The organism is Nocardia grenadensis NBRC 108939 (genome assembly GCF_001613445.1).
In the GTDB taxonomy this organism is placed as follows: Bacteria; Actinomycetota; Actinomycetes; order Mycobacteriales; family Mycobacteriaceae; genus Nocardia; species Nocardia grenadensis.
The window spans coordinates 17,442-39,464 of sequence record NZ_BDCJ01000004.1 but is presented as its reverse complement, the minus strand read 5'-3'; the positions used below and the strand labels follow the sequence as shown (position 1 = coordinate 39,464).

Here is a 22,023-nt window from a genome sequence, read left to right as displayed (position 1 = left end):
GCTTCGTATGGCCGCTATTCGCCTCGATATCTCCGACTCCGTCGCCACCGTCACCCTCGACCGCCCGGACAAACTCAATGCCTTCACCACCGCGATGGGCTACGAGCTGATCGAGGCGTTCGATACCTGCGACCGGGACGACGCGGTGCGTGCCGTGGTGCTCACCGGAGCCGGACGCGCCTTCTGTGCCGGCGCGGATCTGTCCGCCGGTGCGGAGACCTTCGTCGCCCCCGCGCACGCGGCAACCGAGGACTTCCGCGACGGCGGCGGGGAACTGGTGCTGCGGATGTTCGAATCCCGTAAGCCCATCATCGCCGCGATCAACGGGCCCGCGGTCGGGGTGGGCATCACCATGACGCTGGCCGCCGATTTCCGGCTGGCGGCCGACAATGCCCGGATCGGTTTCGTGTTCAACCGGCGCGGTATCCTCCCGGAATCCTGTTCCAGCTGGTTCCTACCCCGCCTGATCTCCATGCAGAAGGCGCTGGACTGGGTGTACTCGGGCCGGATCGTCGAGGTGGCCGAGGCGCACGAGGCCGGACTGTTCTACGGGCTGTATCCGGCGGAGAATCTGCTGGAAGAGGCCTATGAGCTGGCACGCCGGATTACCGAGCATTCCGCTCCGGTCTCGGTCGCGCTGTCGCGGCTGATGTTGTGGCGCGCGCTGGGCGCCGATCATCCGATGACCGCGCACCGGGTCGAGTCGCGCGGTATCCACAGCCGGGGTGCCAGCGCCGACGCGAAGGAAGGCGTGTCGTCGTTCCTGGAGAAGCGGCCCGCGCGGTATCCCGACAGTGTGGCGCGCGATCTGCCGGACATCTTCGGTGACGATCTGCCGGTGCCGCCGATCCGGCGCTGACCCGGAATCGCCGCTGGGAGTGTACTTTCGGTGACAGATACCTGGGCAAAGGTGAGTTCGCAAAAGTGCGCGCGGGGTGCGGCGCGGGTCTAGGATCTGTGGCACAACGAGTTTCGGAGGTGCTGCATGCCGGACGAAGTCCTGGCGCCCAACATCGAACTTTTCTCCCGCAACGGTTTCGCCGGTCCGAACACGACCATCGTGCGGGCCCAGTATCGGCCCCGTTTCCTACATGCCCGTGGCGAATACGTGCCGCGGCGCTTCCACACCTGGGACCTACCCGCCGGGGTGTTCGCCGAGCCGAAAGCCCTACCGGTCCCTATTCTCGAGGGTGACGGCATCGGCTTCGAGCTGAATCGGCGCTCGGCCGCGATGTCCTTCGGTTATGTCAACGTCCGGTCCGACGAACTGCACTACATCGTGTCCGGCCGCGGCGAACTCGATACCGAGGTGGGCACGCTCGACGTGCGGGCCGGGGATCTGGTCCTGATTCCGCGCGCGGTCACCTACCGGTGGGGCGAGATCGCCGAGGAGATCAGCGAGTTCATCGTGGTCACCGCCTCCGAACTCCACCTCGACCCCGAAGGTGCGCCCGGCACCTTCAATCCCGATCTGCACCTGGACCGGCCCACCCCGCACGGCCGCCCCGGGCTGCCGGTGGAGGACGAATACGAGGTGGTCGTCCGCACCGGCGATACCTTCACCTCGTATTTCTACGATGTCGATCCCATCCCGTGCCTTGATGTACTCGGCGCCCCGCTCGTCGTTCGTTTCAATCTCGAACATGTCCAGGGTCTCAGTGTCGCGGAGGGCGGTCTCGCCCCGGCCCGACTCATGAGCAGCATCTCGGGCAATGATTTCGTCTTCGGTACCGGCAGCCGACGCAGTACTCGCCCGCCGGTTCACCACAATGCCGATTTCGACGAGGTCATCTGCTACGCCATGGGGCCGTCGGCATGGGGTTCGGTCGATACGCCCGGGACCGTCACCTGGACGCCCAAGGGTCTGCTGCACCAGGGGCCCGAAGAGGATGTGCAGCCGGGGTACCGGGCGTTCCTCATCGAGACCAGGTCGGACCTGACCATGACCCCGGCCGGCCGCGATATCGCGCATCTGATGGAAACCGATCAGTACGGTGTCCATCCGGCCGAGGGACAGACGGCCGCGGCGGCCCGCTGAGCAGGGTGTTCCGGCCGGTTCGATGAAAGTCCCGGCCGGAACGTCAGGTCAGCCGATCGAGCCAGCGCACCAGGGTCTCGGTCCCGTACCGGAACCCGGCGGACCGGGGCCGGTTCAAGAAACCATGCCGCGTGCCGGGCACGATCACATGCTCGTTCTCGATCCCGGCGTCGGTGAGTTCCCCGGCGAAGGTCGTACTCGACGCGCTCAACGAGTCGTAGGCGGCGTCGAGCAGCAGCACCGGCGGCAGTCCGGTCAGTTTGCCGCCGCCCGGGAAGACGTCTGGATCGCGCAACAGCGCTTCCGAACCCACGTAGTTGAGATTCATCCGCCGGATGACGTCCGGGGTGAAGGTGCCGATCCGGCGTCGTCCGCGTAGGCGGGCCCGCACCGGTTCCGGGAGGCGGGGGAGTTCGGCGTGCAGGGTGGCATAGGCCAGGGCGAGCCCGGCCGGTCCTGGCCCACTCGAATCGCGTAGCCGCAGCGCCGCGGATGCGGCGAGGCAGGCACCCGCGCTGGCACCCCCGAGCACGGTCCGGGGTTCATCGGTCATCAGATCCGCGACCGCGGTGAGCACATCGTCGAGCGGCGCCGGATACCGGTTGTCCGACGGCTGGTATCTCGGCGGCCCCCACGCCCGGAACCGGGGGATCAGCGCGTAATCGACGGTGCGTACCCGGCGTCCGGACGCGGCGACCCGCAGGGCCACCGCATGCGATTCCAGTTGGTCGAGCCCGCCCGAGACGAATGCCCCACCGTGGATCCACAGCAGCGGCGGGAGCGCCGGGTTCGGCGAGGCAGGAGAATATTCGCGAATCGGTACCCGGCCCCGGAGTCCGGAAAGGTGCATGTCACGGATCTGCGTGTCGCCCATCCATAGTCCTCGATCCGGAATCCTTGCCCCGCCCGGACGGCTTCCTCGGGGGTTTGCGTACCGCGTACACCGCCGGCTCACCGCCGTACGGTCCCGGCGATGGTATCCCCGAGCCTCCGCGGCCTGCCACCGACCCGGTATCGCCGACCGCGGCGCGAGTGTCGGTGCCTTCCGGATGAGGTCGACTGCCCCGGGGTCGGGCCGATGGCGCACCGCACGCCGGACCGGGGGACTACGACGATGAGCCCGGCGGCGGCCACGAAGGTGAGCAGGTTGTCGGCGGCGACCAGCGGACGTGACCACGATCATCCGGCGCCGCACTCGAGATGATCGCTGATTCCCGGTACCGGACCGCGGGACGTCTCACCTCGAATTACGCCATTGATACCGGACATACCGGTCACTTGCGCCGGGTCGCGGTGCCCCAACTCACAGCGGTGTGCGGAAACCTCGTCGACGGTTGTCTGTTGCACGAGGGCGTGACTTCTCCCGCTACCACCGCGGCGAGCGCAGCAGTCGCCGCGCCTCCCCGCACCGGCTGGCATGTACCGGCGATGCTGGCCCTCGCGCTCGGCGGCTTCGGTATCGGCACCACCGAATTCGTCACCATGGGGCTGCTCCCCGATATCGCCGGCGCCTTCTCGGTCTCCGAGCCGAGCGCCGGGCACGCAGTCTCCGCGTACGCGCTCGGAGTGGTGGTCGGTGCGCCGGTGATCGCGGCCGCCTGCGCGAAGGTGGCGCGTAAGCGGCTGCTGGTGGTCCTCATGGCGGCATTCGCGATCGGCAATTTCGCCTCGGCGCTCGCGCCGAACTTCGGCACCATGGTCGCCGCCCGCTTCGTCTCCGGGCTCCCGCACGGCGCCTATTTCGGTGTCGCCTCGCTGGCGGCCGCGACCCTGGCCCCGGCCGGACAGCGCGCCAAGGCTGTGGCGGCGGTGATGCTCGGGTTGAGTACCGCGAATGTGATCGGGGTTCCGGCGGCGACCTGGCTGGGGCAGCATCTCGGGTGGCGCAGCGCCTTTGTGGTGGTCGCGGTGATCGGGGTGGCCACGGTGGTCGCGCTGTTGCGCTTCGTCCCGCCGCTGACGGCAATCGTGACCACCAATCCGCTCACCGAACTCGGCGCACTGCGCCGGCCGCAGGTCCTGCTCACCCTCGCGGTGGGCGCCATCGGCTTCGGCGGTATGTTCGCCGTGTACACCTATGTGAGCACCACCCTCACCGATGTCGCGGGTCTGCGAGCGGGCCTGGTACCGCTGGTGCTCGCGTTGTTCGGTGTCGGCATGGTGTTGGGCAATATCGGTGGCGGTGTGCTCGCCGATCGTGGGGTGGACCGGTCGATCTTCGTGGCGATGGGCGCCATGATGGTCGTGCTGCTCGGCTTCGTCGCCGCGGCCCACAACCCGATCACCGCCGGGATAGGCGCCCTGCTGGTGGGCGCCACGGGCGCCGCGCTGGCGCCCGGACTACAGACCCGGCTGATGGATGTGGCCGCCGACGCGCAGACCCTGGCCGCGGCGCTCAACCACGCGGCCCTGAATATCGCCAATGCCGCCGGCGCCTGGCTCGGCGGTCTGGTGATCGCGGCCGGTTACGGCTATACCGCGCCGACGCTGGTCGGCGCGGGTCTGGCGGCCCTCGGCGTCGCGTTGTTCACCGTGACCGTGTGGGCCGCCCACCGCTCCTGACCTCCGGGTACTCGTCGAGCCGGGGTCCGCGTAGACCCGCGCCACCGGCACCGCGGCGTCTCGGGCCGTTCACTTCGGCGATCCGATCGACGTGCTCGGGCGGCGTACTCAGGGCGCGATTCGCAGCATCCGGCCGACGGTGGCCTGCCAGTACGAACGATCGGGACCGATGGTTCCGGTGAGCTGCAGGGGCTCGTCCAGCGGCGCGATACCCACCGGCCGGTGCGCGCGCTGCTCACCCGTGCCGAAGTCCACCGCCGTGTAGTACACCGGACCCACCTGCTGGATCTCGCCGCCGGGCGGAAGCGGCCCGTAGGAGAGCCCGTAGATCAGGCCGTCCGCGCGCGAGAGGCGGGGCAGCGAGGCCATGCGGTCCCCGGTCTCCCAAATCCGGTGGCATCCGGTCGCCGAGACATCGATGCGGGTCATACCGCCGGTGAACAGCGCGTTCGGCGGGTCGCTGGGGCCCGATGTCGCGGTCGGCGGATAGCCGAAACCGTAGGTGCTGGGGATCACCAGGGAATTCCCCCAGGCCATCGGTGAGTTCTCGGTGCCCTGCCCGGAGGTTCCGAAGGCCGGGGTCCGGCACACCTGCGTTCCGTCGTCGGCACGGTAGACGATCAAATCCGGACGTTCGGCATCGTCGACGATCGCCACCCAGTCGTCACCGTCCGGGCCGAAATAGGTCGGGGTGGTGCCGGATCCGGGGCCCAGCTGGCCGGGTTTGCGTACCGTGCCGGCCGCGTAGGGCCGCCGCCAGACCACCTCGGGCACGCCGGAGTCCCCGGCCCGCATCTCGTACAGCGCGCGGGTGGTGAGTACCGAGGTACCGGCCCGGCGCACACTCAGACCGTTGGTGAGTTGCTCGCCCTCCGGCAGCCGGGTCGCCGCCACACGGCCGGTGGGGGCGACGGTGCCGATCACCCCGCCGGTGGTGGCGAACCAGACGCGGCCCGCATAGTCGGGCGCCACCCCGGTGATCGCGTCGCCGGCCGGAATGCTGCCCGCGATATCGACCCGCTCATCGACGAACAACTCCCAGTGGCCACCGGCGTCGCGCCGGTGCCCGACCTCGACGATCGCGCCCGACCCGTCGGCGACGACCACGCGGTCCCGGCTGTCGAGGTAGCCGTACACCCCGCCGAGTAGACCGCCTTTGGTCAGCTGCAGTGAGGCGACCGGAGCCGCGGAGACCGGGTCGAACAGTTTCACCGTCGGCACGGCGATATCCGGTGGGGCGAGTCCGGCGTAGCCCGTGCACAGCGCCACCGCCACACCGTCGGAGGCGACGAATGTGGCGCTGCACGCCCCACCCGGCACCGAGGAGGCGGCGAGCCGGCCGTCCGGCCCGGGCCCGGGGTGCCCGGTGCTGTCGGTGGACGCGAGATCGCCGTGCATCAGCGAGGTTCCGGCCGGCCCGAGGTCGGGGATCGCCGGGTCCGCGGCCGCACCGCCGGCGGTGCCGGCCATCATCAGCACGGACACCGCCACCGGCAATACTCGGCGCACGATTGCGCTGCTGCACCGCATCGATCACATCCCTCCGGTCTCGCCCACGCACCCGGCTCCGTTCCGTCGAGCACGATCCGGCGGCGCGGCGGCGGGTTTCGCACTGCGGGCAGCATACGGGGGAGCGCGGATCACCGAGCATCTTCCGCACGGGCCCGTACCTGCTCCGGGCGGAGGCGAACGACGGGCAACTTTTCGGGTATCCGGCCGGAGTAGCGGCAGTTCCGACCGTAACGGTGGAGGAGGAAATAGCGTGGATCCTGCGGTGTTGCTCGTGGCGGGTTGGGCGGCCGGGGTGTTCGGCGCCACCCGGCTCGGCCGGGAGCCCCGCCGGCTGTCCACGGGATTCTTCCTGCTCGCGGCGGTCGCGCTGGTCCTCGCCGGCGCGGGAGCCGCGGCCGCGCGGCTGGCCGAACCGTCCGGCCCGGAATCGGTTTCGGTGCTCCTGGGCGCACTGTTCTCGCTGGGTGTGATCGTGGTCGGCCTCGGGCTGCTCACGAACGGCGTCACCGTCGCGCGGCGCGAAGGGCTACGGCCGATCACCATGACCCCGGTGGTGGTGGGGCTCGGACTCCTCGTGCTGCCCGTCGCGGCGTTGCTCGTGCTCCGGCGCGGACCCGCCGTACCGCACTGGCTGATGCTCATCGCCGCCACGGCAACCCTGGTGGGTCTCTACCTGCTGGCGCATCTGCTCGCTTTCGCCGGGCATGCCGTGCTCTACGGCAAACTCCCGGACGAGACGGGCGCGGACGCCGTGGTGGTCCTCGGCTGTGGCCTGAACCGGAACCGGGTCACGCCCTTGCTCGCGGCCCGTCTGAACCGAGCCCTTCAGGTCTATCGTGCCGAAACAGCGCTCGGGCGCCGGCCGGTCCTCGTCACCTCCGGGGGGAAGGGCAGCGACGAGGCACTCAGTGAGGCCGACGCGATGGCGGCCTTTCTCGTCGATGCCGGCGTCGCCGAAACGTCGATCCTCCGGGAACGCTGCTCCCGCAATACCGAGGAGAACCTGCGCAATACCGCGGACCTGCTCCACCGGTACGGGCTCGATATCGCGGAGGCCCGGGTCACCGTCGTCACCAGTAACTTCCATGTGCTGCGCGCCGCGGCGCTGACCCGCCGTCTCGGCATCCGGGCCCGTGTCGTCGGTGCCCGCACCGCGCGTTACTTCATCCCCGCCGCTTTCCTGCGCGAGTTCGCGGCCGTGCTGACCACCCATTACCGCCGCACCCACCTGGCGGTGGCCGCCGCCACGGTCGTCGCGCTCGCGGCCGCCGCGGTCGACGCCTACCTGTCCATATGAGTTCCCGGACTTCCGGATACCGCGGCCGGGACCGGAAACTCCGGCGCACCCCGATCAGTTGCGGGAGCGCTCGAGCTCGTCCGGCCCGAGCGCGGTTTCGTGAACGGTCAGCCAGCGGTAGCGGTGCCCCTCCGGGTCGGCGCGCAGGACCGCGGTCGTCCGCCGGTATTCCCCGATATCGCCGACGTAATGCGCTTCCACGAAGCGCACCACGGACAGACCGGCCGAGGCGCACACCGTGTCGACATCCGACACCTCGATGACCAGACCCGGGCGACTGTTGCGGGCCCGGTGCAGTCCCGCGAGCAGTTCGGTTTTCCGCACTATCGCGCCCGTGACCGTCACCATCGAGAAATCGTCGTCCTGGGTGGCGGCGAATCTGTCCAGTACCTGGGGAGACGCGGGTGTACCGAGCCAGGCGGCCAGCAGTGAGTGGACCCGTTCGACCTCCGACCGCGCATCGAACGGTTCGGCGGTACCGGGTAGTCCACTCGTTTCGGCCATATCCGGCACAGTACCGGCCGGGAGCCACCGCGACCGGTATCCGCGCCCGGCCCCTCGGTGCCGAGCAACGATGTCGGCGAACCCGCCGGTTCGGTGTGGTCGGCCGATCGCATCCTCGGCTGGGACCGGCGGAGGGCGTTCGACCGCTCGTCCGGCGGCGAACCGGGCCCCGCCGGGGTGGCCGGCGCCCTCGGCCCCCGCTCCGAGTGGAGTGGTCGAGGGCTGCCCGGCACCGCGCTCAGACCGCCACCGGCCGGTCTGCCGCGGTATCGGCCGCGGCCAGGCCGAAGACGAGTGCCGGTGCGATACCGCCCGCGTACGCGTTGTCGTAGAGACCGCCGATATCGGACCCCGCCGCGTAGAGACCGTCGATCGGATCACCTGCGGAGGAAAGCACCCGGGCGGCGGCGTCGATGCGGATTCCGTGGAACGGGAAGGTCAGCGCCGGGCAGGTTTCGATAATGTAGTAGGGCCCCTGGTCCAGCGGCTGTGCGTCATGGGTGCGGGCGGGGACCACCGCGTCCCCGGCGGCGTTCGCCGCCCGGATCTCTTGGGCGATGGCGGCCCCGTCGTAACCCCATTCCTCCGGCAGATAGGCGAAATCGTCCAGGGTCTCCGCGATTCCACAACGTCCCTCGCGGCGCCGGGTGAGGTCGAACTTGTCGACCGCCACCGCACCTTCGACATAGCTGCCGAGTACCCGGTCGCGGTAGACCCGTTCGTCGGCGACGAGCAGCCCCCGGGCCTCCGGCTGCTCGAGCAGCCGCATGGCGGTCAGATGGTCGCCGAGGGTTTCGTCGGTGAAACGCCGGTTCTCCAGGTTGAACAGCAGAGCGTGTTCGCTGTAGTAGAGCGACAGCGCCACGAAATCGGCGGGGTCGCGGAACGGGACCTGTGTCGGCACCAGGTGCCCGTAGAACCCGGAGTTCGGTGTCCCGGTGGCGGCTCCGGCGCCGATGGCCAGCCGCAGTCCGTCTCCGGCGCTCGCCGGATTGGAGCGCAACTGCATGGCCGGTGCCTGCGGATGGATGTTCTCGGCGACCAATCCGGTATCGGCCTGGAATCCGCCGGTGGCGAGGACGACCGCGCCGCAGCGGATCTCGAGCTCGGTCCCGTCCGCGCGGCGGACCCGGGCGCCGGTGACGGCGTCGTCCTCGGTCAGCAGCCGGATGGTTTCGGTACCGGTGAACAATTCCGCGGCCGCGGTGATCCGGCGCCGGCATTCGTCGATGTACTGGTTGGTGTCGAATTGATGCCCGATCCCGTACCGGAGCACGGGGACGGGGTCACCGCACTGCACGCCGAGCGCGCGGATCCACGCGAGGGCCTCGGGAAACCCGTCGACCAGCGCATGGCGCAGTGCCGGATCGCCGTCCGGGTTCACCTCGTCCATCACCGCGCGGGTGGGCGCGGTCCAGGCGTAGCCGGCATACCGTGCCGATCCGCCGACCGTCTCGGCCTTCTCCACCACCACGACCGAGCGTCCCCGGTCGAGGGTCCGGGTGGCGGCGGTGAGGCCGGCCATTCCCGCGCCGATCACCAGTACATCTGTGTCGATTGTCTGCAAAGGTGTTTCCTTGTCGCTCGATACGCGGGCGTGTGTCCGTCGTGGATCCGGGGCCGACCGGCTCATACCGTGAACCTGCCGCCATTGCTGAGCAGGACCGCGCCGATGACATTGGCGGCGCCGGGGGAGGCGAGATACAGGATGTTGTCGGCCAGTTCCGCGGCGGTCGCGTAACCGCGGGCGGCGCCGTCGGCCATGGCCGCACGCAGATGCGCCGGGGTTCGAGCCGCCATTCCGGTATCCACCGGGCCCGGTGCCACGGTGTTCACCCGGATTCCGAAATGCGCGGCCTCCTTGGCCACCGACTGGCTCAGTGCGTGCACGCCCGCCTTCGAGGCCGCGTAGTGCGGATACCCGGTGAGCGTGTCGAAGGCCGCCGACGATCCCACAGTGACGATCGCGCCGCCGCCGGTCTCCTTCATCGCCCGGACCGCCGCGCGCAGCACATGGAAGGTGCCGTCCAGATTCACCGAAAGGATCCGCCGCCACTGCTCGTCGCCGAGATGGGTGAGGACGTCGGCGGGCCGGTGCTGTTCGGCCGCCTCGTAGATCCGCTGTTTGCTGTGCGGATCGTCGACACCCGCCGCGTGGACCACCACATCTACGCGACCGTGGTCGCCGAGCGCGGTGGCGAAGGCGCTGTCCACCTGGGCCGAGTCGGCCACGTCCAGTTCGATCGCGGTCGCGCCGGGGATATCGGCCGCGATACGCCCCGCCGCCTGCCGGTCGATATCGCACAGGTAGACCGCTCGGGCCCCCCGCCGGGCGAGCAGGCGGGCGGTGGCGGCGCCGATGCCCGAACCCGCTCCGGTCACCAGGGCCACCGTGTCGTCGAACTGTGCTGCCGTCATGGTCTTCTCCTCGTCCGCCGCAGTATGCGCGTCGCCGGTCATCGAGACGACCCCATGTGAATCCCCGCCTTCAGGCGTGGGGAGGAATCGGGGTGATGTGTTCTTCTGGTTCTAGACATAACGTTCTCCACGGTCGCGCCGCCGACCGTGGCGACGAAATACGAGTTGGTCAAAAAGTGGGCAGGCGGGGCTCGAGCGACGGGAATCTCTGCGCGTACGCGAGAAGACCGACCCTTGATGTGCTCGGCCGGCCGGTGGATTCCGAACAGCGGTTCGCAGGTGACGAGCAGGTGTACCGTTGCCTGCGCTTGCCGGGCAAGGTGTCGATACCGGTGGTGTGGTCGCGAGAACTGCCGTCCGCCCCGATATCGGTGCGTGTGTACCGGGATTCGCTCGGTCACTGGTATGCGTCGTTCGTCGCCCGGCGCGCCCTCGAAGCAGCGCCCGTCGCGGAAGGCGGGATGGGGATCGACTGGGGTGTGTCCACCACCGCTACCACCACCAGCCCCAGCCATGACCTGCCGTACATGGGATACCGGCGTCGTTGTGCCGCCGAACTGGCACGAGCTCAGCGTAAGATGGCCCGCCGCCGACGCCCGCGAGGTCACACCCCGAGCAACGGTTACCGGCGGGCCCGGCGTGAAGCCGCCCGCCTGCACAAGAAAGCGGCCCGGCAGAACACTCACGCCGCGCGTGTGTGGGCGCGGCGGGTGGTCGCCGACCATCGAACGATCGCTGTCGCGGACTTCAAACCCAAGTTCCTGGTCGACAGCAGTATGGCCAGGAAAGCGGCGGATGCCGCGATCGGTGCGGCGAAACGCGAGCTGATCGAACGTGCCACGCGGGCGGGACGGAAGGTGGTGTTGGTTCCGCCCGCCTATACGACGATGACCTGCGCGAGCTGTGGTGCGAGAGCCAAGCAGCGGCTCGCGTTGGATGTGTGTGTCTTCCGGTGCGAGGCGTGTGGCCATACCGCGGACCGCGACCGCAACGCCGCCCACGTGATTTTGGCGGCCACGGTAGAACTCGACGGTGTCAGTGTTGACGACGTAAGACATGATCGGCCTCCCTCCGGGGCGGTTGGTGGTGCGGTCCGAGCTGGAAATCCCCCGGCTGCAGTCATGGGGAGGGGTTAAGGAAAATTTCCTCCCACTCGTTGCGATAGCGTTCGGCGCCTTCGCCGATCGTGACCGCGAGGTTCTGGTCCGGGACGTCCTGCGCGACCGCCAGCGCCCCGTCGATATCGGGCAGCACGGCGCCGTATCCGGGCGAGGTCGCCTGTTGGCCCGGCCGGCTCACCATGAAATCGGCGAGTACCTGGGCGGCGTTGGGGTGCGGCGCCGAGCCGAGTGCGAGCCCGTACCACCGGGCGCCCCATACGTGCGGGCCCTCGGTCCAGGCGACCGGCGCCCCCGCGGCCCGTTCGGGCAGCATCGGATTGCACATGAGCGCGGCCACGATCTCCCCGGAGGCCAGGGCCTGTCCCAGCGGCTGGCTGCTCGGGTAGATCCGCGGACTGTTCTGCGCGAGCTGTCGCAGGAAATCCCGGCCGCCGTAATGCTCCTCGATGTGGTCGTAGTAGTCGATATAGGTCGGTGAGGTGGCCGGGGTGACGACGCCGACCTTGCCCTTCAGTGCGGGGTCCAGCAGATCCTGGGCGGTGCGGATGCCCTTGGGGTAGGCGGCGGTGTTCCAGCCGAAGCCCAGGATCACCGCGCCCTCGAGGAAGAACTTCCCGTCGACGATGCTGTCCGCCCGGCGGTATTCGGGTGCGTCGAAGGCGGGCCCGACCACCTCCACGGCGGAATCGGTGCCCTCGGCTTGCTGCATCCAGGACACATCGGTGATGACCGCGATATCGCCGGCGCCCTTCCCGGTCCGTGATTCCGCGTCGATCCGGGAGAGCAGGTCGGCGTCGACGCCCCGCACGACGGTGAGATCGATCTGCGGATAGGCGGATTCGAACGCCTTCTCCAGGTCGGCGAGTACCGGCTGGGCCTGGGTGGAGTAGATGGTGACCGCGCCCTCGGTATTCGCCGCGGCGACCACCTCGTCCCAGGTGCCGGCGACGGGCCGGGAGACCTGACCGGCCCCGCCGCAGCCTGCCAGGGCCAGGGCGAGGGAGCCGAGTACCGCAGCCGTTCTCAGGACGCGCGTTCGTAGGGTTTTTCGCATGGGTACCTCATCATTTCGATCCGGATGTCAAGGGGTATCGACACCGTGGGGTTGGTGGTCTCGGGGCGACCGGACGTGTCCGGCAGGCGGAAGTGAGGGGGTCGCGAGCCGACTCGGGCGCCGATCACCCGGCCCGGTCGGGGGAGCGGTTGGCACTGCCCAGGACGGCCGCCGCGGCGGCACGACCCTCGGCGATCGCATGGGAAACCCGCCGGGGCACCACCGCGTCGCCGACGATCTGGACGCGGGCGTGCGCCGCCTCCTGAGTGAACGACTGCCAGTCGGTGGCCAGCCGTTCGCCCGCGACCACCACCCGGTCGCAGGTCAGTTCGGCCGTCCGGCCGGAAAGCAGGTTCCGGTAGGTGACCACGGTCCGCGACTCCTGCCGCGTCACCTCCGTGAGCGCGGTCTCGACGATAAACTCCACCGGGCGCCCCGCCAAGCGTCGCCGCAGCTGGACCCGGCTCTCCGCGGGGATGCTCGCGGCGACGGCCGGTCCGGGTACGAGCACGGTGACCTCACTCGCGCCGCCCGCCAGGGCCGCCTCCACCACACCGAGGGCCGGCCAGTAGCCGAAACCGTCGTCGACGACCACCACCCGGTCGCCCGGCCATACCTGCCAGGGGTCGATCAGGGCCGCGGTGGTCGTCGCGGTGCCGGGGGTCGCGATTTCGGTGGCGCCGGTCGCCACGATCACCTCGTCGTAATCGGCGAGGTCGGCCGGGCGCGCGCGGTATCCCAGTTCCAGCGCGGCACTGCCGAGATTGTCCTGGTAGTAGCGCAGCAGCGCCGACCAGCCGGTCCGGTTCGGGGCCTGCGCGGCGGTGCGCAACTGGCCCCCGATCCAGCGGCTCGCCTCGAAGACGGTGACGGTATGGGTCGGGGCCAACCGGAAGGCGGCTTCCAGTCCCGCGGGCCCGGCGCCGACGATCGCGACCCGCGGCGACCCGTCCGATGCGGTACCGAACCGCAACGGCCGGGCCGGGCGGGCCGACCGCCCGGGCGGCGCCAGGTCCGGGTTCACCGAGCAGAGCAGGACCGGGGTGAACGACCGGCAGTCCTCATTGCAGGAGACACACGGCCGGATCCGGCTGTCCTCCCCGCGCAGCAGCTTCCGCGCGATATCGGGGTCGGCGACGAAGGGCCGCGCCATGCCGACCAGGTCGGCGCCCGCGGCGAGCGCCGCCTCGATATCCGCCCGGGACCGAAACGCCTGGGAGACCAGCAGCGGCCGGTCGGTGGCCACGCGCAGCCGGTGCAGCTCCGGCAGCAGCGGAGGTCCGGCGGTCGCCATATCGCGGACGTAGGTGGTACGGACACCCACTGTCACATTGATGTAGTCGAACATGCTCAGCAGCGGCAGTAGTTCGCACAGGCCGTCGGTGTTCGTTCCGGCCTCCTCGGCGCCGTCGATCGAGACGCGTACGCCGAGTACGAGTTCTGGGCAGGCCGCGGTGATCGCGCTGTGCAGCCGGTGCAGTATCGCGGCGCGTCCGGTGAGGGTGTCCGCATCCGGGCGGGTGTTCGAGGCCGCGGACAGGAACTGGGCCAGCAGGTATCCGTGCGCGGCGTGCAGTTCCACCGCGGCGAATCCCGCTTCCGCGGCGTGCCGGGAGCTGAGGACGAAGGCATCGACGAGCGCGTCGATATCGCCGTCGGACAGTACGCGCGCCCGGACCGGTTCGCGAGGGGAGCGAACGGCCGAGGGTGCTATCGGATGTTCCCAGATCTCCGCGCCCAATGTTTCGCGGCCCAGGTGGACGAGCTGGCAGACCGCCACCGCACCTTCCTCGGTGATGGCCCGGGCGCGCCGGCGCAGTCCGGGCAGCCCCGCGGGATCGGAGGCGTCGGTGATATTGCCGGTGCGGTTGCCCGAATCCGAGCCGACCACGGTGCCGCCGGCGATCACCATGGCCGCGCCGCCGGCCGCGCAGCGCCGCCAGTAGTCTTCGTCGCCGGGCTGGGCCGTACCCGCGCTGACCGCCCCGGACCCGTGCGCGGTGGCCACGAGCCGGTTGCGCAGCGTGAGGGAGCCGACCCGCAGCGGGGACGACATATGAGGAGAGCTCACCGTTCCTCCTTGAACTGGATTCACTTCATATTATTGCCACACAGTGATTGACACCACAATGGGTATGGCATAGTTTCAAACTGACATCAGTTCAGTTCTGCGGGATGTGGGTATTCGGACCATGAAGTTGTTGTTCAAGGCCACGGCGGCCGCGACAGCCCTCGCTGTCATTTCGGTTCTCACGGCGTGCGGGTCGAGTCCCGGCACCACCGGACCCGTATCGGGCGCCTGGTCCGACGTCGAGGCGGCCGCCGAAAACGAGGGCAGCGTGCTGCTCTATTCGAGCCAGAAACCCGCCAACCTGGAACGGCTGGAGAAGGCGTTCGAAACGAAGTATCCGCGCATCGACCTGGAATTCGTGCGCGGTACCGATGCCGATATCAACCCGCGGGTGGAAACGGAGAACCGCACCGGGCGCGGCACGGCGGACGTCCATATGCTCACCGACGCGACCTGGGTCACCAATGCGGCCCAGTCGGGCAGCTATTCGGCGGACCTGGTCGGCCCGCATCTGCAGGCGCCGGAGTACCGGCCGGAAACCAGTGTGCTGGAGAACCGGTTCGCGCTGAGCAGCGCGGCCGTCTTCGCGCTCGGCTGGAACACCGCCGCGGTACCGGGTGGCCTGCGATTCCCGCATGACCTGCTCGATTCCAAGTACCGGGGCAAGATCGGCATCGTCAACCCCACCGGTATCGCGTCCTACGTCGACCTCTACCGCTTCTACGCGCGGACCTACGGCGAGGACTACTGGGACCGGATCGCCGAGTTGAAACCGCGTATCTATCCGAGCGCGCTCGGTATCGCCCAGGCCCTCACCTCCGGTGAGATCGTGGTGTCCCCGTCGGTGCAGCCGCTGGTCACCGAGGTGGCGGCCGGTGCTCCCGTCGACTGGGCGCTGCCGTCGCAGCCCTGGGGCACACCCTGGTACACCCACGCGCTGAGTGTCGCGCCGCATCCGAACGCGGCGCAGGTCCTGGTCGACTTCATGACGACCCGCGAGGGCCAGACCGCCCTCAACGACGGATACGCCGCGGCGCTGCCGGATATCCCGGGCGCGGTCGTGCAGGCGCAGGAGATCGCCGCCCCGGATACCGCCGACCTCACCCCGGACAAGGTCACCGAGTACTCGCAGGAATGGGCGCGGCGTTTCCAGAGCTGATCGGGCTCCGATTCACACCGACCGACGAAGGACAGGCATGGACAACAGGGCCGAGCCCCAGCAGGGCACCCACGTGCTGGTGACCGGGGCCTCCGGTGGGATCGGCGGGGCGACCGCCGAACTGTTCGCCGCCAAGGGCGCGACCGTCTACCTCACCGACGTGGACGATATCGCGGGCCGGAAACGGGCGCTGGCGCTCGGCCCCCGGGCCCACTACCACCATCTGGACGTCACCGATGAGGACGACTGGCACGCTGTATCGACTGCGATGGAGCTGGCCGGGCACCCGATGAACGTTCTGGTGAACAGTGCCGGGACCGCGCTGAAGGCGCCCTTGGCGCAGACGACGCTCGCGCAGTTCCGTCGGATGATCGACCAGCACCTGGTCGGTACGTTCCTCGGATTGCGGGCCGCCGCGGCGGCCATGACCGGCGGGGGCACCATCGTGACCATCTCGTCGTTGCGCGGTGTCCTGGCGACCGCCGAGCTCGGCGCCTACGGCGCGGCGAAATCCGGTGTCCGGGCCCTGACGAAGGTCGCGGCGCTGGAATTGGCCGAGCAGGGCATCCGGGTCAATTCGGTCTGTCCCGGCAGTATCACCACCGAGATCACCTCGGCGCCCGGTTTCGCCGCCGACGATATGGAGACATACATCCGCAGTATTCCGATGCAGCGCCGCGGCTCACCGGCGGAGGTGGCGGCGGTGATCGCCTTCCTGGCGACCGCCGACAGCAGCTATGTCACCGGTATCGATCTGCTGGTCGACGGCGGGACCGCCGCCGGTGTCCGCACCCCGAAACTCTCGACTCAGAAGGCATGAGATGACGTCGCAATTCACCGTTTCCGGCCTCACCAAGACCTACGGCGCGAATACCGTCGTCGACCAGCTCGATCTCACCATCGAAGAGGGTGAATTCCTGGTCCTGCTCGGGCCCAGCGGCTGCGGAAAGACCACGACCCTGCGGTGCCTGGCGGGTCTGGAGAACCCACAGGGCGGTGCCATCGCGTTCAAGGACCATACGGTATTCGACGCCGCGGCCCGAGTGAACGTACCCGCGCACAAACGCAATATCGGCATGGTCTTCCAGTCGTACGCGCTGTGGCCGCATATGACGGTGCGCAAGAACATCGGCTATCCGCTGAAGGTGCGCAAGATGAAGGACGCCCTCGCGGAAGGCGCGGTGGAGGCCGCCGCCGAGATGGTCGACTGTGCGCAACTGCTCGACCGCTACCCTTCACAGCTCAGCGGTGGCCAGCAGCAGCGGGTGGCGGTGGCCCGCGGATTGGTGGCGCGGCCCGACCTGGTGCTCTTCGACGAACCGCTGAGCAATCTGGATGCCCGCCTGCGTGATCAGGTGCGCACCCAGATCCACCGGCTGCACCAGCAGCTCGGTTTCACCGCGGTATTCGTCACCCACGATCAGTCCGAGGCATTCGCTCTCGGCGACCGCCTGGCCATCATGAAGGCGGGCAAGATCGAGCAGTACGACGCGCCGGAGCGAGTATTCGAGAACCCGGTCTCGGACTATGTCGCCGCCTTCATCGGGATGAGCAACCGGTTGTCGCTGCGGCGCGGCCACGACGGATGGAGTACCCCGGCGGGCGATCCGATAGATCTCACCCACGCGGTGGTCCGGGAGCGTGCCGACGAGAACAGTGCCGCGGTGGCCCGGTTGCGTCCCGACGACGTCCTGCTGCACGCTACGGCCGACGAGGTACCGCCGGGCAATGTGGCGCTGCACGCCGAACTGGTCACCTACGAATACGGCGGCCGCTATTTCGATGTCACCGTGGAAACCGGTGGCGAACAGCTTATCCTGCGCGCGCCCGCGGCCCAGCACAGTTCGGCGCTGCGCGGGAGCCGGTCGGGAGCGCCGCTGGTGGTCAGCTTCTCGCCCGCGAGCCTGCGGGTCTTCCCGGCCTCGGGCGATATCCCGGCCGCAGTCCCCGAGCCGGTGGCCGCCACGGCGGGAGGGAACGCCTGATGGCTACTCTGTCGACAGCCGCGGGCCGCTCGTTCGCCGTCCCGGCACAGTGGCGGTCACGCCTCGGCTACCTGGCGCTGCTGGCCGTCCTCGGGTATCTGGTGGTGCTGCCGATGATCCGGCTGCAATCCCTGGCCTTCGAGGACGGTGCCCGCGGGTATCGCGCGCAGTACACCCGCTTCGATATCGGCGAGACCATCCAGACCACCATCGCGCTGGCGCTGGGGTCGCTGGTGATCGCGATGGTGCTCGGCACCCTGCTGGCCTTCGCCGCGAGCCGGCTGCCCGACCGGCTCGGCTTCCTGCGGATCATTCCGATCCTGCCGATCGTGATGCCGGCGGTGGCCAATATCGTCGGCTGGGCCTTCCTGCTGTCCCCGGGACCGGGGTACCTCAATGTGCTGCTGCGGAAACTGCCGTGGTGGAGCGGTTCGGATTCCGGACCGATCGATGTCTATACGGTGCCGTGGATCATCATCCTGACCGGTTTCGGCCTGACCTCGTTCGTATACCTGTTCGTCAGCGCCGGAATGCAGAACATCAGCGCCGAACATCTGGAAGCCGCACAGATCAGCGGATCTTCGACCGGCGGTGTGTTCTTCCGGGTCGTGCTGCCGCTCCTGCGTCCTTCGCTGATCTACGGCGGTGGTATCGCCCTGCTGCTGGGGCTGGGACAGTTCACCGGGCCACTGCTGCTCGGCCAGAACTATGGCGTCAAGGTGCTGACCACCGAGATGTACCGGCGGGTGTCGGAATCGCCCTCGGATTTCGCCGCCGCCGCGGCGGCCGGTTCCCCGCTGGTGATCTTCGGGCTGGTGCTGGTGCTGATCCAGAAGGGCCTGCTGGGCAACCAGTCGCGCTTCGTCACGCACGGCGGGAAGGCCTTCGCGCCGGCCGGTGGGCGGTCGCTGTGGGCCACCCTCACCATTGTCGTCTACGCGTTGTTAGCCCTGGTCATTCCGCTGATCGGGCTGGTCATCGTCTCGTTGACGCCCTACTGGTCGGGTTCGCTGTCGTGGGATCTGCTGACGCTGGACAACTTCCGCACGCTGGCTGCCGACAACGCCATCGTGGGATCGGTGCTCACCAGCGTGTCGACCTCGCTGGCCGCCGTGGTCATCTGTGTACCGCTGGGCTACCTGATGGCGACCCTGCTGGTGCGGGGACGGCAGTTCAGGATGCTCGCCCTGCTGGCCGATCTCGTCACTGCGCTGCCACTGGGGATTCCGGCGGTCATCTTCGGTGTCGGGTTCCTGCTCACCTACACCGAGCCGCCGCTCATCCTGTACGGCACCAAAACCGTCATCATCCTGGTCTATATCGTCCTGATGCTGCCGTACGCGACCAGAATGCAGATGACGGCGATGCTCTCGCTCGGCAACACCTACAGTGAGGCGTCGGCGACCAGCGGAGCGTCGCCACTGGTGACGAATCTGCGCATCATGCTGCCGCTGATGCGACCCACCATCCTCAGCGCCGTCGCACTGATGTTCATCCTGCTGACCCACGAATTCGCGGCGTCGCTGCTCGTGCGGGCCTCGACCACCCAGGTGATGGGCACCCTGCTGTTCGATCTGTGGCAGAACGGGTCCTATCCGCTGGTCGCCGCCATGGCGCTGCTGATGACAGCGGTCACCACCGCCGGTGTCGCGGTCGCGATGCTGGTGGGCGGCCGGAATGTGCTGAACAAACTGTGACGCGGGAGCAACAGCCGTCACCGGAACAGAAAGGGCCGTGATGACAACGGTAGCCGCGAGGCTTCAGGACAAGGTCGTCCTGGTGACCGGATCGACGGGCGGGATCGGCGTGGAGATCGTGCGTCGGCTCGCCGCGGAAGGTGCCGTGCTGGTGGTAACCGATCTCGGCGAGGCCGCCTGCGCCGAACTCGTCGCGGGCCTGGACGAACCGGACCGGCACCTCACTCGGCCGCTCGATATCGGCCGCGAGGACGAGTGGCGGGCGAGCGTCGATATCGTCCGTCGCCGGTACGGACGGCTGGACGCGCTGGTCAACAATGGCGCCATCGGCAGCCTCGCCTCCGTGGTCGACGAGGACCTCGAGCGCTACAACCGGGTGGTCGAGGTGAGCCAGACCGGGACCTGGCTGGGCATGAAACACGCGGGTGCCCTGATCGAGGAGAGCGGGGGCGGGTCGATCGTCAACCTCTGCTCGATCCTGGGCACGGTCGGCGGACTGGGCAACAGTCTCGCCTACGCGGCGGCCAAGGGCGCGGTCCGCACGATGACCAAGAACGCCGCACTGCACTGGGCCACGAAAGGGGTCCGGGTGAATTCGATCCACCCGGGTTTCATCGAAACCGAACAGTTGCGCGCGCGGTACGACGGCACCGAGCGCCACCGGGCGATGCTGGCCCATACCCCCATGGGCCGGCTCGGCCGTGCCACGGAGGTCGCCGCCGCGGTCGCGTTCCTGGCCGGCGACGATGCCACCTTCGTGACCGGCACCGAACTCTATGTGGACGGCGGCTGGACCTGCGCCTGAACCCGTGACCCGGGCCGCTTCATCGGATGAGGGTGAAGCGGTCCGGGACGGTCGTCTTCTGCTCGCCGAGAGCTGTTTCTACACAGCGTAATTCAAACGTCCAGCAGATCGATCGGCTCGCTCGCTTGCCGGCAGCCTCGCCTCAGCGGAACGCGGACACATTGCGGGCGACCCAGTCGCCGAACGTCCGGGCGGGGGAACCGGTCACCCGAGTGACGGTGTCGCGGACCGTCAGCAGTTCCTCATTGATATCGCCGCCCGTCACATCGAGCAGCGCCTCCGCCGTCCGGAGACCCATCTGCGGAATCATCTGCTCCCGCGCCTCGGCCCGGCCGATCTCGGTGATGTTCGCCCAGGCCGGTCTCTGCTTGTGATGACAATTCCGGGGGGCCCCGGCCTTCAGTGCGGAAGTCGGAAGATATCCACACCTTCGGTCTCATCGGCGGCGAGAATCTCCTGTGCCACCAGCACATCCAGGTGAGCCATGGTTTCGCAGGTGGCGACCATCTGATTGAACGTGTCCAGGGTGGCAAAGGCGCGTTCCCGGCGGGTCCACGTCAGAGCCCGGGCGACTTCGTAGCCGGTGCACGGCGCGAGATCTGCTACGACGGTGCGTATCTGGACGAAGCGGCGATCGTGATGGGCCAGCAGCTCACGGGCTCGTGCGCCGGCGCTGCCACCGTCGGGTCCGTGTGCGGGCAACATGGTCCGGTTGTCGTCGTCACGCAGCAGGGCAAGTGAGTGCAGGAACTTGTCCAGGGGGAGTTCCCAGGTGCCGAGTTCGAATCCGATGGACGGGGTGATGGTGGGGAGCAGATGGTCGCCGGTGAAGACGAGCCGGCGGCGCCGATCGTGAAATACGGTGTGGCCCTTGGTGTGCCCGGGTGTCTCGAGAACCTCGAGTTCGTAACCGCCGAATGTCACCGGGCCGGGCCGCAGCCAATGGTCCGGTGTTTCCCAGTCCGCGAGATCGAAGGGCTCGTCGGCGCTGCCGAGGTACGCGCGCGCGGCGATACCGGCTGCCCCCGCGCGGCTCAGTTCCCGCAGCGAGCTCTCGGGGATATTGCTGCCCAGTGCGCGTACCGCGTCGAGCCCCACCGACTCGCCGGCGCCCAGATGGACCCGGCAGCCGTGCCGGCGGCGCAGTTCTACCGCGAAGGTGTAGTGGTCGCGATGGATATGGGTGACCAGGACATCATGGATCTCGCCGGGGGAGCGGCCGATCCGCGCAAGCCCGGCCGACAGTTCGTCGTAGGTCTGCGGGCGGTGCCAGCCGCCGTCGATCAGGACGAGCCCGTCGTCGGTTTCGACGGCGTAGACATTGACCGCGCGCAATCCGTCCTGCGGCAATTGCAGCGGTATGCGGTGGATGCCCTCGGCTACCGGATAGCAGCCGGGCTCGGCCCAGTGGGCGCTCATTCGCCGCTGCCGGCCAAGGGCACCAGGGTCTGTTCCTCGCCGTACCAGATCATGCGGCGACCACGCATGGCGCCGACATGGCGGACGGCCGCTTTCCATTCCGGGCTGGCCAGCGCGGCGTCGAGCGCCTCCCGCGATTCGAAGCTCAGGATGGACAGTCCGTCCCAGCCCGCGGACCGCTCGTCGAAGCTGTCGAGTAGTTCGGTGTGCTGCCAGCGCAGCAGGCCGGGCAGGGGGTAGGTGACCTCGGCGTGTTCGCCGCGCCACCACTCGATGAACTGGTCGTGGGTCCAATCGTTGGGGCGGGACGCCAGAACCATGAGGTTGTACATGACCGTATCCTAACTGAATTCTGTTCGGTTTCGTGGGGTATGCGACAGT

At 68.8% G+C, this 22,023-nt stretch carries 20 protein-coding genes and 1 pseudogene; 10 read left to right on the top strand and 11 right to left on the bottom strand.

What is annotated here, in order from left to right; all coding sequences use genetic code 11:
• The first annotated feature begins 7 nt into the window (after nt 1-7).
• On the top strand, nt 8-859 hold the full coding sequence (locus tag NGR01S_RS05170; protein WP_063035166.1) for a crotonase/enoyl-CoA hydratase family protein: 852 nt from the start codon (nt 8-10) through the stop codon (nt 857-859).
• 126 nt (nt 860-985) lie between these two features.
• Nucleotides 986-2,038: a hypothetical protein gene (locus NGR01S_RS05165; RefSeq protein ID WP_063035038.1), complete on the top strand. Its 1,053-nt coding sequence runs from the start codon at nt 986-988 to the stop codon at nt 2,036-2,038.
• 43 nt (nt 2,039-2,081) lie between these two features.
• Here NGR01S_RS05165 and NGR01S_RS05160 read toward each other — a convergent pair whose 3' ends face one another.
• Nucleotides 2,082-2,912, bottom strand: coding sequence for an alpha/beta hydrolase (locus NGR01S_RS05160; RefSeq protein WP_063035037.1), 831 nt, complete (start codon nt 2,910-2,912; stop codon nt 2,082-2,084).
• Between the two features lie 479 nt (nt 2,913-3,391).
• Between NGR01S_RS05160 and NGR01S_RS05155 the strand changes: the two genes are divergently transcribed.
• The gene (locus NGR01S_RS05155; protein ID WP_245664441.1) at nt 3,392-4,600 is read left to right on the top strand and encodes an MFS transporter; all 1,209 of its coding nucleotides are present in this window, start codon (nt 3,392-3,394) and stop codon (nt 4,598-4,600) included.
• 108 nt (nt 4,601-4,708) lie between these two features.
• On the opposite strand, the gene NGR01S_RS05150 is transcribed toward NGR01S_RS05155, so the two are convergent.
• Complete coding sequence (locus NGR01S_RS05150; RefSeq protein ID WP_063035036.1) at nt 4,709-6,130, bottom strand: hypothetical protein; 1,422 nt, start codon at nt 6,128-6,130, stop codon at nt 4,709-4,711.
• Nucleotides 6,131-6,362: 232 nt separating this feature from the next.
• Between NGR01S_RS05150 and NGR01S_RS05145 the strand changes: the two genes are divergently transcribed.
• Nucleotides 6,363-7,409 (top strand): YdcF family protein, encoded by a 1,047-nt coding sequence (locus NGR01S_RS05145; protein WP_063035035.1) that lies wholly within the window; start codon nt 6,363-6,365, stop codon nt 7,407-7,409.
• A gap of 54 nt (nt 7,410-7,463) precedes the next feature.
• Here NGR01S_RS05145 and NGR01S_RS05140 read toward each other — a convergent pair whose 3' ends face one another.
• From NGR01S_RS05140 to NGR01S_RS30800, 4 genes and pseudogenes are all read right to left on the bottom strand, one after another.
• Nucleotides 7,464-7,913, bottom strand: coding sequence for a hypothetical protein (locus tag NGR01S_RS05140; RefSeq protein ID WP_063035034.1), 450 nt, complete (start codon nt 7,911-7,913; stop codon nt 7,464-7,466).
• Nucleotides 7,914-8,151: 238 nt separating this feature from the next.
• Entirely contained in the window at nt 8,152-9,480 is a 1,329-nt protein-coding gene (locus tag NGR01S_RS05135) for an FAD-dependent oxidoreductase (protein ID WP_157107131.1), read from the bottom strand.
• Nucleotides 9,481-9,542: 62 nt separating this feature from the next.
• Nucleotides 9,543-10,331 (bottom strand): SDR family NAD(P)-dependent oxidoreductase, encoded by a 789-nt coding sequence (locus NGR01S_RS05130; protein WP_063035163.1) that lies wholly within the window; start codon nt 10,329-10,331, stop codon nt 9,543-9,545.
• Nucleotides 10,332-10,369: 38 nt separating this feature from the next.
• Nucleotides 10,370-10,627: pseudogene (locus NGR01S_RS30800) on the bottom strand (transposase); the annotation flags it as partial.
• Between NGR01S_RS30800 and NGR01S_RS05125 the strand changes: the two are divergent.
• Nucleotides 10,508-11,467 carry an RNA-guided endonuclease TnpB family protein gene (locus NGR01S_RS05125; protein ID WP_245664454.1) on the top strand — a complete coding sequence of 320 codons (960 nt, stop codon included), beginning with the start codon at nt 10,508-10,510 and terminating at the stop codon, nt 11,465-11,467. The pseudogene NGR01S_RS30800 and the gene NGR01S_RS05125 sit on opposite strands and share 120 nt — an antisense overlap.
• Here the strand turns inward: NGR01S_RS05125 and NGR01S_RS05120 are convergent.
• A complete protein-coding gene (locus tag NGR01S_RS05120) occupies nt 11,451-12,506 on the bottom strand; it encodes an extracellular solute-binding protein (RefSeq protein ID WP_063035032.1) in 1,056 nt (351 codons plus the stop codon). The genes NGR01S_RS05125 and NGR01S_RS05120 overlap by 17 nt on opposite strands.
• A 124-nt stretch (nt 12,507-12,630) precedes the next feature.
• Nucleotides 12,631-14,577, bottom strand: coding sequence for an oxidoreductase (locus NGR01S_RS05115; RefSeq protein ID WP_063035031.1), 1,947 nt, complete (start codon nt 14,575-14,577; stop codon nt 12,631-12,633).
• A gap of 121 nt (nt 14,578-14,698) precedes the next feature.
• Here NGR01S_RS05115 and NGR01S_RS05110 point away from each other — a divergent pair, with 121 nt between their 5' ends.
• Genes NGR01S_RS05110 through NGR01S_RS05090 form a run of 5 tightly spaced genes read left to right on the top strand, consistent with a single transcriptional unit; the run spans nt 14,699 to nt 20,223 of the window.
• On the top strand, nt 14,699-15,736 hold the full coding sequence (locus NGR01S_RS05110; RefSeq protein WP_063035030.1) for an ABC transporter substrate-binding protein: 1,038 nt from the start codon (nt 14,699-14,701) through the stop codon (nt 15,734-15,736).
• 37 nt (nt 15,737-15,773) lie between these two features.
• Nucleotides 15,774-16,556: an SDR family NAD(P)-dependent oxidoreductase gene (locus tag NGR01S_RS05105; RefSeq protein WP_063035029.1), complete on the top strand. Its 783-nt coding sequence runs from the start codon at nt 15,774-15,776 to the stop codon at nt 16,554-16,556.
• A 1-nt stretch (nt 16,557) separates the two neighbouring features.
• Nucleotides 16,558-17,721, top strand: coding sequence for an ABC transporter ATP-binding protein (locus tag NGR01S_RS05100; RefSeq protein ID WP_063035028.1), 1,164 nt, complete (start codon nt 16,558-16,560; stop codon nt 17,719-17,721).
• Nucleotides 17,721-19,418, top strand: coding sequence for an ABC transporter permease (locus tag NGR01S_RS05095; RefSeq protein ID WP_063035027.1), 1,698 nt, complete (start codon nt 17,721-17,723; stop codon nt 19,416-19,418). The genes NGR01S_RS05100 and NGR01S_RS05095 overlap by 1 nt, the downstream gene beginning before the upstream one ends.
• A 40-nt stretch (nt 19,419-19,458) precedes the next feature.
• Nucleotides 19,459-20,223 (top strand): SDR family NAD(P)-dependent oxidoreductase, encoded by a 765-nt coding sequence (locus tag NGR01S_RS05090; RefSeq protein ID WP_063035026.1) that lies wholly within the window; start codon nt 19,459-19,461, stop codon nt 20,221-20,223.
• Between the two features lie 142 nt (nt 20,224-20,365).
• On the opposite strand, the gene NGR01S_RS30795 is transcribed toward NGR01S_RS05090, so the two are convergent.
• The 3 genes from NGR01S_RS30795 to NGR01S_RS05080 all read right to left on the bottom strand — a co-directional run bounded on the left by NGR01S_RS30795 (nt 20,366) and on the right by NGR01S_RS05080 (nt 21,974).
• Nucleotides 20,366-20,521 carry a hypothetical protein gene (locus NGR01S_RS30795; protein ID WP_218020733.1) on the bottom strand — a complete coding sequence of 52 codons (156 nt, stop codon included), beginning with the start codon at nt 20,519-20,521 and terminating at the stop codon, nt 20,366-20,368.
• A 101-nt stretch (nt 20,522-20,622) separates the two neighbouring features.
• Complete coding sequence (locus tag NGR01S_RS05085) at nt 20,623-21,642, bottom strand: MBL fold metallo-hydrolase (RefSeq protein ID WP_063035025.1); 1,020 nt, start codon at nt 21,640-21,642, stop codon at nt 20,623-20,625.
• Nucleotides 21,639-21,974, bottom strand: a complete 336-nt coding sequence (locus tag NGR01S_RS05080) for an EthD domain-containing protein (RefSeq protein ID WP_063035024.1) — start codon at nt 21,972-21,974, stop codon at nt 21,639-21,641. Before NGR01S_RS05080 ends, NGR01S_RS05085 begins: the two co-directional genes overlap by 4 nt.
• Nucleotides 21,975-22,023: the final 49 nt, after the last annotated feature.

Coding starts and splice junctions, on each gene's coding strand:
- NGR01S_RS05170 (WP_063035166.1), top strand. CDS start 8: ATGGCCGCTATTCGCCTCGATATCTCCGACTCCGTCGCCACCGTCACC.
- NGR01S_RS05165 (WP_063035038.1), top strand. CDS start 986: ATGCCGGACGAAGTCCTGGCGCCCAACATCGAACTTTTCTCCCGCAAC.
- NGR01S_RS05160 (WP_063035037.1), bottom strand. CDS start 2,912: ATGGGCGACACGCAGATCCGTGACATGCACCTTTCCGGACTCCGGGGC.
- NGR01S_RS05150 (WP_063035036.1), bottom strand. CDS start 6,130: ATGCGGTGCAGCAGCGCAATCGTGCGCCGAGTATTGCCGGTGGCGGTG.
- NGR01S_RS05140 (WP_063035034.1), bottom strand. CDS start 7,913: ATGGCCGAAACGAGTGGACTACCCGGTACCGCCGAACCGTTCGATGCG.
- NGR01S_RS05130 (WP_063035163.1), bottom strand. CDS start 10,331: ATGACGGCAGCACAGTTCGACGACACGGTGGCCCTGGTGACCGGAGCG.
- NGR01S_RS05120 (WP_063035032.1), bottom strand. CDS start 12,506: ATGCGAAAAACCCTACGAACGCGCGTCCTGAGAACGGCTGCGGTACTC.
- NGR01S_RS05110 (WP_063035030.1), top strand. CDS start 14,699: ATGAAGTTGTTGTTCAAGGCCACGGCGGCCGCGACAGCCCTCGCTGTC.
- NGR01S_RS05105 (WP_063035029.1), top strand. CDS start 15,774: ATGGACAACAGGGCCGAGCCCCAGCAGGGCACCCACGTGCTGGTGACC.
- NGR01S_RS05100 (WP_063035028.1), top strand. CDS start 16,558: ATGACGTCGCAATTCACCGTTTCCGGCCTCACCAAGACCTACGGCGCG.
- NGR01S_RS05095 (WP_063035027.1), top strand. CDS start 17,721: ATGGCTACTCTGTCGACAGCCGCGGGCCGCTCGTTCGCCGTCCCGGCA.
- NGR01S_RS05090 (WP_063035026.1), top strand. CDS start 19,459: ATGACAACGGTAGCCGCGAGGCTTCAGGACAAGGTCGTCCTGGTGACC.
- NGR01S_RS30795 (WP_218020733.1), bottom strand. CDS start 20,521: ATGGGTCTCCGGACGGCGGAGGCGCTGCTCGATGTGACGGGCGGCGAT.
- NGR01S_RS05085 (WP_063035025.1), bottom strand. CDS start 21,642: ATGAGCGCCCACTGGGCCGAGCCCGGCTGCTATCCGGTAGCCGAGGGC.
- NGR01S_RS05080 (WP_063035024.1), bottom strand. CDS start 21,974: ATGTACAACCTCATGGTTCTGGCGTCCCGCCCCAACGATTGGACCCAC.